14 protein-coding genes are annotated in these 13,762 nt (G+C 56.7%); 4 read left to right on the top strand and 10 right to left on the bottom strand.

What is annotated here, in order from left to right; all coding sequences use genetic code 11:
- Window positions 1-148 precede the first annotated feature (148 nt).
- Both tctD and I6L46_RS08970 read left to right on the top strand, forming a co-directional pair.
- Complete coding sequence (tctD, locus tag I6L46_RS08975) at window positions 149-823, top strand: transcriptional regulator TctD (RefSeq protein WP_021229423.1); 675 nt, start codon at window positions 149-151, stop codon at window positions 821-823.
- Between the two features lie 43 nt (window positions 824-866).
- Window positions 867-2,222, top strand: a complete 1,356-nt coding sequence (locus tag I6L46_RS08970; protein ID WP_216977914.1) for a sensor histidine kinase — start codon at window positions 867-869, stop codon at window positions 2,220-2,222.
- A gap of 68 nt (window positions 2,223-2,290) precedes the next feature.
- Here I6L46_RS08970 and I6L46_RS08965 read toward each other — a convergent pair whose 3' ends face one another.
- From I6L46_RS08965 to I6L46_RS08945, 5 genes are all read right to left on the bottom strand, one after another.
- Complete coding sequence (locus I6L46_RS08965; RefSeq protein WP_216977913.1) at window positions 2,291-2,539, bottom strand: GlsB/YeaQ/YmgE family stress response membrane protein; 249 nt, start codon at window positions 2,537-2,539, stop codon at window positions 2,291-2,293.
- A gap of 247 nt (window positions 2,540-2,786) precedes the next feature.
- Window positions 2,787-2,963, bottom strand: coding sequence for a DUF3606 domain-containing protein (locus tag I6L46_RS08960; RefSeq protein WP_019445078.1), 177 nt, complete (start codon window positions 2,961-2,963; stop codon window positions 2,787-2,789).
- Window positions 2,964-3,216: 253 nt separating this feature from the next.
- Window positions 3,217-3,948 (bottom strand): UDP-2,3-diacylglucosamine diphosphatase, encoded by a 732-nt coding sequence (gene lpxH, locus I6L46_RS08955; protein ID WP_088869252.1) that lies wholly within the window; start codon window positions 3,946-3,948, stop codon window positions 3,217-3,219.
- Window positions 3,945-4,745: a DUF4269 domain-containing protein gene (locus tag I6L46_RS08950; protein ID WP_216977912.1), complete on the bottom strand. Its 801-nt coding sequence runs from the start codon at window positions 4,743-4,745 to the stop codon at window positions 3,945-3,947. The genes lpxH and I6L46_RS08950 overlap by 4 nt, the downstream gene beginning before the upstream one ends.
- Window positions 4,735-5,232, bottom strand: coding sequence for a peptidylprolyl isomerase (locus tag I6L46_RS08945; RefSeq protein WP_005337417.1), 498 nt, complete (start codon window positions 5,230-5,232; stop codon window positions 4,735-4,737). The genes I6L46_RS08950 and I6L46_RS08945 overlap by 11 nt, the downstream gene beginning before the upstream one ends.
- A 212-nt stretch (window positions 5,233-5,444) precedes the next feature.
- Between I6L46_RS08945 and cysS the strand changes: the two genes are divergently transcribed.
- Both cysS and I6L46_RS08935 read left to right on the top strand, forming a co-directional pair.
- On the top strand, window positions 5,445-6,821 hold the full coding sequence (gene cysS / locus I6L46_RS08940) for a cysteine--tRNA ligase (protein ID WP_106843960.1): 1,377 nt from the start codon (window positions 5,445-5,447) through the stop codon (window positions 6,819-6,821).
- Window positions 6,822-6,939: 118 nt separating this feature from the next.
- The gene (locus I6L46_RS08935; RefSeq protein WP_158113984.1) at window positions 6,940-7,620 is read left to right on the top strand and encodes a hypothetical protein; all 681 of its coding nucleotides are present in this window, start codon (window positions 6,940-6,942) and stop codon (window positions 7,618-7,620) included.
- A gap of 3 nt (window positions 7,621-7,623) precedes the next feature.
- On the opposite strand, the gene I6L46_RS08930 is transcribed toward I6L46_RS08935, so the two are convergent.
- From I6L46_RS08930 to I6L46_RS08910, 5 genes are all read right to left on the bottom strand, one after another.
- The gene (locus I6L46_RS08930; RefSeq protein WP_158113986.1) at window positions 7,624-9,429 is read right to left on the bottom strand and encodes a hypothetical protein; all 1,806 of its coding nucleotides are present in this window, start codon (window positions 9,427-9,429) and stop codon (window positions 7,624-7,626) included.
- A gap of 257 nt (window positions 9,430-9,686) precedes the next feature.
- Entirely contained in the window at window positions 9,687-10,217 is a 531-nt protein-coding gene (locus I6L46_RS08925) for a hypothetical protein (RefSeq protein ID WP_158113988.1), read from the bottom strand.
- Window positions 10,218-11,199: 982 nt separating this feature from the next.
- Window positions 11,200-11,955, bottom strand: a complete 756-nt coding sequence (locus I6L46_RS08920; RefSeq protein ID WP_216977911.1) for an ABC transporter substrate-binding protein — start codon at window positions 11,953-11,955, stop codon at window positions 11,200-11,202.
- A gap of 139 nt (window positions 11,956-12,094) precedes the next feature.
- Entirely contained in the window at window positions 12,095-12,841 is a 747-nt protein-coding gene (locus tag I6L46_RS08915) for an ABC transporter substrate-binding protein (protein WP_216977910.1), read from the bottom strand.
- A gap of 130 nt (window positions 12,842-12,971) precedes the next feature.
- On the bottom strand, window positions 12,972-13,718 hold the full coding sequence (locus I6L46_RS08910) for an ABC transporter substrate-binding protein (RefSeq protein ID WP_216977909.1): 747 nt from the start codon (window positions 13,716-13,718) through the stop codon (window positions 12,972-12,974).
- Window positions 13,719-13,762: the final 44 nt, after the last annotated feature.

The following is a 13,762-nucleotide window of genomic DNA, read 5'->3' as shown; positions in this document are numbered from 1 at the left end:
AAAACAACAACCTTTCATTCACCTTTCAATCGCTGACCAAGAGCCGGGAGTGTGACCCTGATCGCACCTTCTCCCGCAATGGCAGTGACGAAGGGATGCAGTTGAAGCAGTGCGGCTGAATGCTGCGGTTAGGAACAAGGGGAGAGGGATGCGCTTGCTGTTGGCGGAAGATAATCACGAACTGGCCCACTGGCTGTCGCGGGCACTCACCAGCGCCGGTTTCGCGGTGGATTGGGTGGCTGACGGGGCTCAGGCTGACCACCTGCTGCGCCACGAACAGTACGCGCTGGCGGTGCTCGATATCGAGATGCCCAAGCTCGACGGGCTGGCGGTACTCGGCCGATTGCGCAGTAGGGGGCAGGGGGTGCCGGTGCTGCTGCTCACCGCCCGCGGCGCGGTGGAGGAGCGGATCTGCGGCCTCAATGCCGGAGCCGATGACTATCTGGCCAAGCCGTTCGATCTGGGGGAGCTGGATGCCCGGCTGCGAGCCCTGCTGCGGCGCAGCGAAAGTGGCGGTACCGAGTTGCGGCTGGGTCGTCTGACCCTGCATCCCGATGGCTATTTTCTGCTGGCCGATGCCCGCCTTGCCCTGACTCCGCGCGAACTGGCGCTGCTGACAGCGCTGATGTACCGCCATGGGCGGCCTGTCGCCAAAGGGCAGTTGTTCGAGCAGGTGTTCAACCTCGATGACGAGGTAGGGCTCGACAGCATCGATCTCTATATCCACCGGCTGCGCAAAAAGCTGGTGGGCAGCGGGGTGGTGATCACCACACTGCGCGGGCTGGGCTATCTGCTGGAAGCGGCGCCGGAGGCTTCCCATTAGTCGCTCCCTGCTCCATCAACTGCTGCTGTTTCTGGGGGGCCCCTTGCTGATCCTCTGGGCTGCCTCGGCCTGGTATAGCTACTACGGCGCACTGGCGGCGGCTACCTCGGCCTATGATCGTACCCTGCTCGCCTCGGCCCGCACCGTTGCCGAGCGGCTGACGGCAGCCGAGGGCAGTCTCAGGGTGGATGTGCCCTATGTGGTGCTCGACAGCTTCGAGCGCAACATGCGCGATCGCCTCTTCTATCAGGTGCGTGGTATCGACGATAGGGTCATCTCCGGCTTTGACGACTTGCCCCCCATGCCGGACGGTACGCCACTGACCGACCGCTATCCGGCGCTCGCCTACTTCTATGACGGGCTTTATCAGGAGGCGCCGATCCGCGCCGTGATGCTGCTGCAACCGGTAGGTGAGGGGGGCGTCAACGGCATGGCCCGCATCACGGTGGCGGAAACCCTGCTCGGTCGCCAGCAGCTGGCGGAGCAGTTGCTCTGGTCGGCCCTGCTGACCCAGGGGGCGCTTGTGGTGCTCACCCTGCTGCTCGCTTATCTGTTGCTCAAACGGCTGCTCACTCCGATGCGCCGTCTGTCGCGGGAGATCATGCGCCGTGATGCCGCCAATCTTGCCCCCTTGCCCGACCTGCTCCCCTGGCAGGAGACCCGGCCGCTGGTGCAGGCGTTCAACCGCCAGCTGGCCCGATTGCGCCAGCTGGTGGCCCGGCAGGAGCGCTTTAGCGCCGATGCCGCCCATCAGCTGCGCACCCCGCTCACCATTTTGAAAACCCAAGTTGAGGTGGCGCGCGGCAGTGGCGATCCGGCCCTGATGAGCGAAAGCCTCGATGCCATGGCCGTGCGGCTCGATCACACCATCGCCCTGACCGAGCGGCTCCTGCTGCTGGCGCGACTCAAATCAGACGAGTGCTCCGGGCTGCGCCAGCGTGAGCCCATGGAGTTGACGGCGCTGGTGCAGCAGGCCTGTTTGTCACGGTTGGCGCAGGCCCGCAGCAAGGGGATCGATCTCGGTTACGAGGGGGAGGAGTCCGCCATCATGCTGGCGGGGGAGCCGCTGCTGCTGGGGGAGCTGTGCGCCAACCTGCTCGACAACGCCATCAAATACACCCCACCCCACGGCACCGTGACGGCGCGGGTGGTGCGAAGCCACGGGCAGATCTGGCTGGAGGTGGAGGATAGCGGCCCCGGCATCGCCCCCGAGCTGGCGGAACGGGTCTGGCAGCCGTTCCAGCGCCTCGAGCAGGGCAGCGAACAGCCGGGAGCGGGGCTTGGTCTGGCGCTGGTGCGCGATATCGCCCACTACCACCACGGCGAAGTGGTGTTGCTGCCGAGCACCCAGCTGGGGGGGTTGCTGGTCAGGTTGATCTTGCCGCTGGCAACATCGTGAAGGTGATACAAAAAGAGAGGGCACCGTGTGGTGCCCTGTTTATCTACACATAAGATGGCGTTGGGTTGTCAGCTGCGGATCTTGTTGAAGATAAACAGGACGATAAGGGCACCCACGGTGGCGATGGCAATGCTCGAAATATTGAAGCCGGTCACCGAGCCCAGACCCAGCAGGGTGCCCACATAGCCGCCGACCATGGCGCCGACAATTCCCAGCAGGGCGGTCATGAAGAAGCCACCACCGTCGCGGCCCGGCATGATCCACTTCGCCAGAATACCCACCAACAGTCCCAATACGATCCAGGTGATAAAGCCCATGGATTAATCCTCTCTGTGTGTTTGAGCCCGCATTATAGGCAGGGATGCCGAGATGCGAAGGGCCGGATGGCGCTGGCTGGTCACAAGCTGTCGGACGGCGGCCGGCGCTGGTCGGGCTGCACAGTCCGGTTATGAGCGGTTGAATGGCGGTATGTGCGCCGCCAAACAGGGGTGGGGATGGCTCACGTAAAGGCGAAGATGAGAAAAGCCCCGCGAGCGGGGCTTGGTTTGTGACGGGGTGGTGCCCTCACTTCTTGAGGTGTTTTCGGATCGCCTTGCCTGAGGTGCCGACTGCCTTGACCGCCCGTTTGAGCTGGACCTCGGTGCACTCGAACATTTTGATCCACTGCTTCATCTCATAGGGATCGTTGACATTGATCTTCTTGGCATCGAACGGGTGAGCGACCGCATTGCTATCAGGCATACAAACCTCAACTTGTTGAAATAGCTGGCGAGAAAGACGTTTCTGCCTGAGCGCCATCATCCTCTCAATTGGCAAGGGGCAAGGTGACGGGGTTCACACAACCCGGGGACTGAAGGAGGAGTGCAGGTTTGCTTTGCTGATCTGTGAGCGATCACCACTTATTCGCTCGCGCCTGATGGGCAGTGAACCGGATGGCGCGAACGATGGTGGGGGTGATGGGGCGTTTTTGTGGGTCAGCCGGACTGACGGGCTATCAAGCCTCTGCCAGTGCCCGCATTTCCAGCCGCTGCTCGCCGGGGCGGCAGATCAGCACCGAGCCTTGCTCGAACCAGTCACCCAGCACAATGCGGCGGGCGGGCTGGCCATCGAGGGTGAAGTCGTGGATGGCGGGTCTGTGGGTGTGGCCGTGGATCATCATTCGGCAGTCGTGGGCGCGCAGGGTGTCGTCCACCGCCGCGGGCGTCACATCCATGATGATCTGGCTCTTGTGGGCATTTTCCATCTGGCTTTGGCCGCGCATCTTGCAGGCGATGGCCTGACGGCGGGCGAGCGGCAGTCGCAAAAAGAGCCAGCGCAGCCATTTGAGCTGGGTGATGCGGCGAAACTTCTGATACCCCTCATCCAGGGTGCAGAGCAGATCGCCGTGGCTCAGCACCACTCGCTCCCCATAGAGGTCGATAACGCAAGGGTCACCCAGCAATGTCATCCCCGCGCGCTTGGCAAACTGCTGGCCCAGCAGAAAGTCGCGGTTGCCGTGGATAAAGTAGATGGGCACGTTCTGCTGGCTCAGGGCCAGAAAGGCGTCGGCTATCTGTTGATGGAGCGGATTGGGGTCATCATCGCCAATCCAGAATTCGAAGAGATCCCCCAGCACATAGAGGGCATCGGCGCCGGGGGCGTCGTGCTCGAGAAAGCGCACCAGTGCCGCGGTCATATCGGGCCGCTGGGCAGAGAGGTGAATGTCACTGATAAAGAGGGTGCTCATGATGTGGGGATCGGGCTCTCGGTCGAAACAGGGCAAACAGGGATGGCAGAGATAGTAGACACAACAGGGGACGAATCGTGCGCTGCGGGCGCCATCTCGCCAGTTGAGGAGGTATAGATATCGTCACGGGATGGCGGCTGCCATGACAGCTCGGCCAGATTGCGTCCCTCCAGCGTCAGCAGGGCGGCATAAGGATCGCCCGCCAGCCCCAGCAACCGGCACATGGCCGCTTCTCCTTTCAGACCCTCTTCAAGGCGCAGGCGCAGCACTTCGCGGTAGAAAGCATCGCCAAACCGCTCGAGCAACGCGGCCATCAGGGTGAGGTGGCGCCAGCCGTTCAGCGTCTCGATGGGGGCGGGGGTGACATACAGCTCCAGCGGCCAGCAGGCATCGCTCATGTCAGAACCGCTATTAGCACAGCTCTGGTCGAGGCGGGGAAAGGTGCGCTCCAGCAGCCAGATATGGTCGCCTTTGGCGTATGCCAGCCAACCTTGAGTTTCGAGCGTCGCGGCAAACTCGGCGGGATCTGGATGCTGGCAGAGAATATCGAGATCGCTGCCGGGCCGATCGAGGCCGATGGCGAGCGTGCTCACCAGCGCCAGATCGGCGCACTGCGCGGCCAGCTCATCCCACACACCGGCGGTGAGCAGGGCATGGGCCGAGCGCTGGCGCGGGTTGCCGTGGGCCAGATAGTCAAGGCGGCGCCAGTTTGGGCTGGCAGTGGGGGAGGCAGATGGAAAAACTGCGGCCGGGGCCGCAGTTTTGTCAGTGCCGAGTCGGCAGAGATCAGTCAGCAAGGGTCACCTTGGTGATCACTACGTCTTCTACCGGCACGTCCTGGTGGATGCGGCCGTAGTTACCGGTCTTGACGCCCTTGATCTTGTTGACCACGTCCATGCCGGCGGTCACTTCACCGAATACGCAGTAGCCGAAACCCTGGGTGGTAGCGGATTTGAAGTCGAGGAAGTCGTTGTTGTTCACGTTGATGAAGAACTGGGCGCTGGCAGAGTGCGGCTCCATGGTGCGGGCCATGGCGATGGTGCCGATCTTGTTGGAGAGACCATTGGCCGCTTCGTTCTTGATGGGGGCGCGGGTGTCTTTCTCTTCAAAGCCCGGGGCATAGCCGCCGCCCTGGATCATGAAGCCGTCGATAACGCGGTGGAAGATGGTGTTGTCGTAGTGACCGTCACGGCAGTATTGCAGGAAGTTGGCCACGGTTTCCGGGGCTTTTTCAGCGTTCAGGGTGAGGGTGATGTCGCCGTGATTGGTGTGCAGAGTGACCATGATATGTCCTTTCATTTGATGCGGACGACGAAGTGCCCGCAGGTGTATGGCATAAAGTGGTGGCAATTCTAGCCCATCAGGGGCTGGCGGCATAGTCTCTCTGGCGCCGTAACCGTGCTGGCAGGCGGGATTGGCCCGCTTTTCTGCCTCGTTTTCTGCCCCTGAACGGGGTATTATGACCAACCATTTTACTCACAGGCAGTGGTTAGAAGATGCTGAAGATATACAACACACTCACTCGTCAAAAAGAAGAATTCAAACCTATCCACCCGGGCAAGGTGGGCATGTATGTGTGTGGTGTCACCATCTACGATCACTGTCATATCGGCCACGGCCGCACCTTCGTCGCCTTTGATGTGGTCGCTCGCTACCTGCGTTACGCCGGTTATGACCTCACCTATGTGCGCAATATCACCGACGTGGATGACAAGATCATCAAGCGTGCCGCCGAGACCCAAGTGACCTGCGACGAGCTGACCGAACGTCTGATTGGCGACATGCACGCCGACTTCGACGCCCTCGGCATGGTGCGCCCGGATATCGAACCGCGCGCCACCCAGCACATCGAAGAGATCATCGAGCTGGTGCAATCCCTGCTGGAAAAAGAGCACGCCTACGTGGCGGATAACGGCGACGTGATGTTTATCGTCGAATCCTACGCCGACTACGGCAAGCTCTCCGGTCAGGATCTGGAACAGCTGCAAGCCGGTGCCCGCGTCGACGTGGTCGATGCCAAGCGCAACCCGCTCGACTTCGTGCTGTGGAAGATGTCGAAGCCCGGCGAGCCAACCTGGGAAAGCCCCTGGGGCCCGGGCCGTCCTGGCTGGCACATCGAGTGCTCCGCCATGAACTCCAAGCACCTTGGCAACCACTTCGACATCCACGGCGGCGGCTCCGATCTGCAGTTCCCGCACCACGAGAACGAGATCGCCCAGTCCTGCTGCGCCCACGGTGGCGACTACGTCAACACCTGGATGCACAGCGGCATGGTGATGGTGGATAAAGAGAAGATGTCCAAATCCCTTGGCAACTTCTTCACCATCCGCGACGTGCTGGCTCACTACGACGCCGAAACCGTCCGTTACTTCCTGATGTCCGGCCACTACCGCAGCCAGCTCAACTACTCGGAAGATAACCTCAAGCAAGCCCGCGCCGCGCTGGAGCGGATGTACACCGCCCTGCGCGATCTGCCGGCAGCCGCCGCTGCCGGTGGCGACGAGCAGGTAGCGCGCTTCAAGGAAGCGATGGACGACGACTTCAACACCCCGGAAGCCTACTCAGCCCTGTTTGACCTGGTGCGCGAGATCAACCGCCAGAAGGGTGAAGACATGGCCGTTGCCGCCGCGCTGGGCGCCCGTCTGCGCGAGCTGGGCGCCGTGCTCGGCATCCTGCAGCAAGATCCCGAGGCCTTCCTCAAGGGTGACGAAGCGGATGAAGAGGTTGCCGAAATCGAGCGCCTGATCGCCGAGCGCAATCAGGCCCGTGCCGACAAGAACTGGGCTGCGGCGGATGCCGCCCGCAACCGTCTCACCGAGATGGGTATCGTGCTGGAAGACAGCGCCGGCAAGACCAGCTGGCGCCGTGCCTAAGGATCGCCGGTTGACGATCTGACGCAGAGCGCAGCCCTTGGGCTGCGCTCTTTTTTTCAGGGCCCGGCGCGTTGTTCAAGGCGCGGCCCATGCAATCGAACATAAGGAAGTTGGCATCATGAAGATATCCAGCTGGCCCGTGCTGGCACTGGCCCTCTCTGCGGCGGCCCTGATCGCCCCGGCCCATGCGGGCACCACCACCAGTGGCAAACTCGATCCGGCCGCCAGTGCCCGCGCCAAGGCCAAGGTGGCCCAGTTTCTCGACTGGGAGCGCGCAGTCAAACCGAGCGGCCTCTATCAGAGCGATCTCGGCGGCGCGCTGCCCACTATCGTCTCCCCCGAGCTACTCTGCCTGCTCAATGCCGCCTCAAAGGCGCGCGAAATAGCCACCCGCGAGGCCCCCGACGAGAAGCCCCCCTTTGTCGAGGGCAACCCCTTCCTGCCCAACGCCTGGGATAACCTGCTGGGCTCGGAGATCCTCTCGTCGCGCGCCATCGCCGGCAGCCGGGATCGCAGCGAGGTCAAGGTGCGCTTCACCTTTGGCGAGCCGGGCACCCCGCTCGACGCCCCCAGCGGCACCTACCGTTTTGTCAGCACCTATCTGGTACAGGACGGGCCGCAAGGCGCCCGCATCACCGATATCGACGCTGGTGGCAGCTGTGATTTCTGCCAATCCGGCAGCCTGCGCGCCGCCCTCTATGAGACGCTCACCGCTTATCCCGCCGCCGGGGGAGAGCAGTGCAAGGGGTTGGCTGAGATGGCAAACAATCCAGAGAATATAAATGAAAATTTCAAATAAAATTTATTTTTTGTGATCGTCTAGTCCTATTATATAGAACTCAGCCCCTGAAGACCTGATTGCGTTTTCAGCGCTAACTAATAACACATCCAACTGTGTTTTTATTTTGGAGTTATCTACTGATGTATAGATACTTTTCTGGGTGTGAGGCTGTATTACTATTACCCGTTTCTTTATATGCTTGTTATCTTTTAATGATTCTATCTTGCTGAAGAAGTCTTCTGGCTGTGCTTCTATTCCGTCATGCCAGCATAGCTTCTCTGTTGAGTTACTATACCGTTGGCGGAGATCTTCAACTAGAGTTTTTCTTGTGCAGTAACGTAGATTTTTAACGGCTTGGTTTAATACTATATCATGTGCACCGACAGATATTCTCCTTAAGGGGGATGCGCTCTTAGCAGCTTTTATATGAATTAAAGATATTATGTGATAATTACTATATTCCACGTAGTGGATGAAGTCGGCTTTTTCTCCTGCACCATCATCACAGTACAACCATCCTTTTGAAGATTCTGATGTGTTAAATTCGCTTGGCTCAATCCAGTAACCATTCCAACGATTCTTAACCCAACAGAATAGAGATTTATTCTTTCCCGTTTCCTGCAAGTCAGGTTTTTTGGGATCACTTCCTGGCTTTTCTTTTGTAACATCATAGTTCTCATAGTCGGCCCATATGAATTTATTATATTCAACGTCTTGATAGCCAGTTCTAAATACCATTCCATTTACAATGGCATGACCTGATTCAAACCAACACTTTATCAACTCTGGGTATCTGAATACTCGTGTGTAATAATCAAAATATTTCTTTTTTATAGGGATTTGTGTTTTCAGCTCTAATGTGACTTTGTAATCATCAACCTTAACGGCTACGCACACATCACCAATATGCGTTCCTTGATAAGTAATCCTCAATGAAATGTCTTTGCCTGTAAAGGATGGAGTAAGCTCAGCAGAATAATCATACTGCAATTTTCTAAGTAGCTCTTTTCGTACTTGGCCGTCTTCTTCAGATATAAACTCATAATCAACAAGGGAAAAGTCATAAGGCGAATTAAGATCATCAGGGTTGGATATAGGGTAAGAGAGTATTCCTATTGGTGTTTCTGATTCACTAGCATTTGACGTTAATATATCAAGAATTTCAATGGTTTTATTTTCAAATGAGTTCCAGTCATTACAAGGTCCTCTCCAGATCGACGAACGAAAAGGATTTATCCCAAGTGAACTCTTTCTATTGTGACCATGCACTTCAGTTCGTACAGCAGACATCATATAAGATTGATCTATTAGAGGGTCAAGTGTATCAGCAACACTTTTCCCACCTAAAACTTTTGAATCAGCTTTGAAATTTCCTTGACCATGGATTCCTAATAGCCATAACATTTTTATCTCATCTTCGTTTATGAAGTTGCCATATAATTTTCTTATTGGTACTGGATAAATGTGTTCAAGTTTTTTTCTACCAAAGTAGTCTCTGATTAAATCTTTTTTGCCTTTCTCAGAAAAATAAAATGCAAAGTGATCTTTTACAAGGAAACTAACAAAGACATGGTTTTCAATATCTTTTATATCAATATTTTTAGACCAGCTAGGTTCTTTTCTTACAGAATATGGAGTGATTTTTACTAAGCCTAACTCATTTATACTATCGATAATGGTATTGCCTGTTGTCATCTCACCATCTGACTCATCATTTAATATTTTTAAAATTACACCATGATAATCAAAGTTTTCGTCACTATTCTTTGATTTTATGGCAAGTAATATTGATAGATATGGTGCTACATTATTTTTATCTATGTTCATAATATGTTCTCATCCCTGTCGATATATGAAAAATCATTTTCACTTAGTCTGTATATTCTATGGGTGAAACGTAGTTATAAGTATGAGGGATAGGGTGTTATCACGACTGAATGCTCAATGTCTGGCCCCCCATGGGGTGAGGGAGGGGACGGTTATTCTTGTTCAAGGTTAGTGGCAACAAGCTTGTCCCCAAATCCTGGTTATCAGAAATGGCATTGAATTAAGTTAATTACTATGAATACGTGCTGTCTGATGGTCTATTTCTTAAGTTTTCTATTTTTCCTTGCAGCCAGTTCATTAAGTTCATGCTCGATCAATTCAAACCAGGTTTTATCTACGCGCTCGAAGGTATTCTCTTCATGAAAATATTTTACCAGTTGGCCTTCTTCATTATAACAATAGACACCGTCATCGGCCCAAACCTTGAGAACTGGAATTACCTTGTGACCCAATTCTTTGAACTGTTCTGCTGCTATATGTATATTCATCCATTCAGGAGCATCCTCGCTATAAGCGTAAGAATAAACACCTCGTAAAAACTCCCAAAATGGTGCCACAGCCAATATTTCTGCATATGGCCACAATTCCTCTTTAACCTCTATAAAGAATCCACCTAACGCTCCCATAGCATGAGAGATATAGTCATCTGGTAATTTAATCCCATACTTCTCTCCAAGAATCATCACCTCGTCTTTTGTTGGAGCCTGATCTCCTGCCGCAACAATGTAATAATCATCATCCCAGATCTCCAGTATCAGTTCTCTCGTTTTATCTGTTACGTTAACCATTTTTATTGTCATCCTGTTAGCATTGTCTTTAGAGGCAGGGTTAAATTAGTGAAGCTTAATTAGATATTCGAAAAATAAGGTTCTGCCACTGCGAAATACTCACTGTCGGGTCTTCAATATAAGGTCATTCCCCGACTGTTAATTGTCCTCGGGCCTTAGGGTCTTTGCCCCCTGTTGTTCGCCGAGGTGAGCCCGTTTGTCCAGGCAGCGAGGCAGGACGCCGAGCGAGCGCCGCTGGGCCAGGGGCCAAACCGGAATTGGACGAGCAACGCTCGCCCCGGTTTGGCGCAAGGACAAGGATGTCCGCAGCGGACTTTGACCGACGCCAGGGATGGTGGAGGTCAAAGCCCATCGGTGCGTGCCGTCGGACAAACGGGTGAACCGAGGGAACCCGACGCAGGAGGGCGAACAAGTGGGGGAGTAGACCTTTGGTGACTTTGGGTCTTTCCAAAGTCACTCGCCTAGCCGCGCAGCGGCGGCGAAACCCCGTCGAGGACGGAGTCCTCGTGTCCTGCGCGGCGAAGCCGTGCTATTTAGACGGCGATATTTAGCCAAGCAAAGACGTTACCTACCCCCTCACCCTAGCCCTCTCCCGCAAGGGGAGAGGGGACAGTTACCGCGGACGATTACGCTTCGCTAATCGACCCTACGCTAAAGTCGCTACCGCCCCTGACTCTCGCTACCAGATTGCGCCGTTGACCATTGATCTCGGAAAAGGGGTCAACAGACGCCCGTCGCCATATTACGGAGCCAGAGTGGTCTTATCTATGGTTTTGATGGGCTAACTATCAGAAAAGAGTGATTTTTTGCGCTGGCACAAACTTTTATTAATTGGTGATTAGTTGTTGGTTGTCGGGCTTGGAGCTGGCAGGGCGGTGGGGGGGCGCCGCGAGAGGAGTGCAAGCGGTAAAAAGAGGGGGGCGCAAACGGTAAAAAGCGAAGGGGCCCGCTGTGGGCCCCTTGTTGTTGGCGCTCGACGCCGCTATTTGGCGGCGGGGGCAGGGAAGTATTTGCTGTGCAGCAGCGGGTATTCGCTGCTCGCCAGCACCTGGGTCAAGCCGGTCTGGAACTCCTTGACCAGCTCGTCGCTCACCGGATGGCTGAAGGCGAAGCAGAACTGCTCCGAGCTCAGCACCCACTGCTCCTTGAAGCGGGTGGGATCGAGTTTTTGTTCGACGATCAGCTGCTCCATGGTGGTCTTGTTGGTGGAGACCAGATCGACCCGGCCGGAGGTGAGCATCTTCAGCGCCTGTGCCAGCCGGTTGGCTGCCATCAGTTTGGTTTCGTCAAAGCCGTTGTTGAGCAGCAGTTGCTCCCCCACATCGGCCCGCACCGCGCCGATATTGAACGCCTTGGCATCGTCGAGCTTGGTGATGGTGATATTGCGATCGGCCAGCCCCACCAGCACGATCTCGGCATACCCGATGGGGCAGGCCCACTTGAACAGGGGGTCCCGCGCCTGGGTGCGGGCGGTGGAGAAGAGCACCGCATTGGGTTTTTGGGTCAGCAGGTAGTAACCACGCGCCCACGGCATAATGGTGATGGGCTGCGCCGGGGTATTGGTCTTTTTCCACACCAGTTGCAGCAGCTCGACCGCGAGGCCGGTGGGGGCGCCGCTGGCATCGGCGTAGTTGTAGGGTTTGTACTCTTCGGTGATGTAGTGCAGTTTGCCGAGCTCAGGACTCGCCTGTGCGAGGGTGGCCAGCAGCGCCCCGGCCAATCCAATCCATGGTTTCATTTTTGCCATCCTGATCAAGGGAATATCTGCTCAAGTGTGACCAAGCTGGCCGATTTCGCCAAGGCGACGGAGCATGTTTGGCAAAAAAGCGCGGGTGCACAGTCCCATCCCGCGCCCTATGTCGGCGGCGATCAGGGCGTTAGCGCAGCGGCAGGTATTTGGCTTGCAGGGCCGAGAAATCCGCTGAGGCGACGACATGGGTCAGCGCCTGCTGAAAGAGGGCGACCTCGCTGTCGGGCACCTGACGGCTGAAGGCATAGCAGAGCGGTCTGGCATCCAGCACGAAGGCGACATGAAAGTCATCCGGCTTGAAGCCAAGCTGCTGCAGGGTTTGATAGCCCGCCAGCTTGTTGGTCGCAAACAGATCGGCACGACCTGAGGTGAGCATCTTGGCCGCCTGGGTGAGGCGGTTGGCCAGCATCAGCTGGCGCTCATCGATACCGCGCTCGAGCAGCAGCTGTTTGGAGACGGTAGAGCGCACCACGCCGACCTTGTAGCGGCTGATCTCGGCCACGGAGCTGAGGGTGATGTTGTCCGCCTTGCGCCCCAGCAGCACAAACTCCGAGTGATCTATGGGGCAGGCCCACTTGAAGAGCGCTTCCCGCTGCGGGGTGCGGGCGGTGGCAAACAGCACCACATTGGGTTTTTGTTGCAGCAGGTTGTAGCCCCGGGCCCAGGGCATAATGCGGATGGGCTGGGGCGACACGCCGCGCGCTTTCCAGATAAGCTGCATCAGCTCTACCGACAATCCGGTCGGCATCCCTTGCTGGTCGCTGAAATTAAACGGGGGAGAGATTTCGCTCAGATACTCGAGCTTGCCCGGATCGGCCTGTGCGAAGGTGGCCCACAAGAGCAGTAGCAGATGAGGTAGGTGCCATGTCCGCACGGGAAAGATCCTTCGCAATCAACTATGTAGCCCAGTTTGACTGCTTGTGGCGGGAATAGCTAGCCACCTCTATTGCATCTTTCATCAATAAAATGGGCAGCGAACTGCTGCCCATCGGGTGAGTGAGTGCTCAGCGCACCGGCAGGTATTTGGCCTGCAATTTGCGAAACTCCTCCGAAGCGAGGGCGCGGGTCAGGCCCTGCTGAAAGAGGGTGATCTCGCTGTCGGGCACCTGACGGCTGAAGGCGTAGCAGAGCTGCTCGGCGCTCAGCACCATGGCCACGTTGAAGTCGTCGCTGCTCAGCTTCAGTTCGCGGATGGCGTCATATCCCGCCAGTTTGCTGGTGGCGAGCAGGTCGGCGCGGCCGGAGAGCAGCATCTTCAACCCCTGCGACAGGCGGTTGGCCGGGATGATGTTGTTGTCATCCATGCCGTTGTTGAGCAGCAGTTGCTCGGCGGCATCCGAGCGCACCGCGCTGATCTTGTATTGGCTCATCTGTTCGAAGGCGGTCAGGGTGATGTTCTGCGCTTTGCGGCCCAGCAGTATGTACTCCGAGTAGCCGATGGGGCAGACCCACTTGAAGAGATCCTCCCGCGCCTGGGTGCGGGCGGTGGAGAAGAGCACCACGTTGGGCTTCTGGGTTAGCAAGTAATAACCTCGCGCCCAGGGCAGGATGCGCACCGGCTGGGGCGTCACGCCGCTGTGTTGCCAGATCATCTGCAGCAGATCGACCGCAAGGCCGGTGGGCTGGCCTTGCGGATCGCTGTAGTTGTAGGGGGGGTACTCTTCGGTGAGGTACTCGAGCTTGCCCAGATCAGCCCGGGCCATCGAGGCCCAGCAGAGCAGCAACAGATGACAGATCAGCCATATCCTCATTGGGAACATCCTTAGCGATCAACCTTCTCTTGAGTGTGACCATG

This window comes from Aeromonas sp. FDAARGOS 1416, from assembly GCF_019048085.1.
Taxonomy (GTDB): Bacteria; Pseudomonadota; Gammaproteobacteria; order Enterobacterales; family Aeromonadaceae; genus Aeromonas; species Aeromonas veronii.
The sequence above is the reverse complement of the archived record's forward strand: the minus strand, read 5'-3'. Positions and strand labels throughout refer to the sequence as shown.

Excerpts from the sequence above, each read along its gene's own strand:
- I6L46_RS08925 (WP_158113988.1), bottom strand. The coding sequence starts at position 10,217 with ATGGTTAACGTAACAGATAAAACGAGAGAACTGATACTGGAGATCTGG.
- I6L46_RS08920 (WP_216977911.1), bottom strand. The coding sequence starts at position 11,955 with ATGAAACCATGGATTGGATTGGCCGGGGCGCTGCTGGCCACCCTCGCA.
- I6L46_RS08935 (WP_158113984.1), top strand. The coding sequence starts at position 6,940 with ATGAAGATATCCAGCTGGCCCGTGCTGGCACTGGCCCTCTCTGCGGCG.
- I6L46_RS08910 (WP_216977909.1), bottom strand. The coding sequence starts at position 13,718 with ATGAGGATATGGCTGATCTGTCATCTGTTGCTGCTCTGCTGGGCCTCG.
- I6L46_RS08965 (WP_216977913.1), bottom strand. The coding sequence starts at position 2,539 with ATGGGCTTTATCACCTGGATCGTATTGGGACTGTTGGTGGGTATTCTG.
- I6L46_RS08960 (WP_019445078.1), bottom strand. The coding sequence starts at position 2,963 with ATGCCTGATAGCAATGCGGTCGCTCACCCGTTCGATGCCAAGAAGATC.
- I6L46_RS08930 (WP_158113986.1), bottom strand. The coding sequence starts at position 9,429 with ATGAACATAGATAAAAATAATGTAGCACCATATCTATCAATATTACTT.
- lpxH (WP_088869252.1), bottom strand. The coding sequence starts at position 3,948 with ATGAGCACCCTCTTTATCAGTGACATTCACCTCTCTGCCCAGCGGCCC.
- cysS (WP_106843960.1), top strand. The coding sequence starts at position 5,445 with ATGCTGAAGATATACAACACACTCACTCGTCAAAAAGAAGAATTCAAA.
- tctD (WP_021229423.1), top strand. The coding sequence starts at position 149 with ATGCGCTTGCTGTTGGCGGAAGATAATCACGAACTGGCCCACTGGCTG.
- I6L46_RS08945 (WP_005337417.1), bottom strand. The coding sequence starts at position 5,232 with ATGGTCACTCTGCACACCAATCACGGCGACATCACCCTCACCCTGAAC.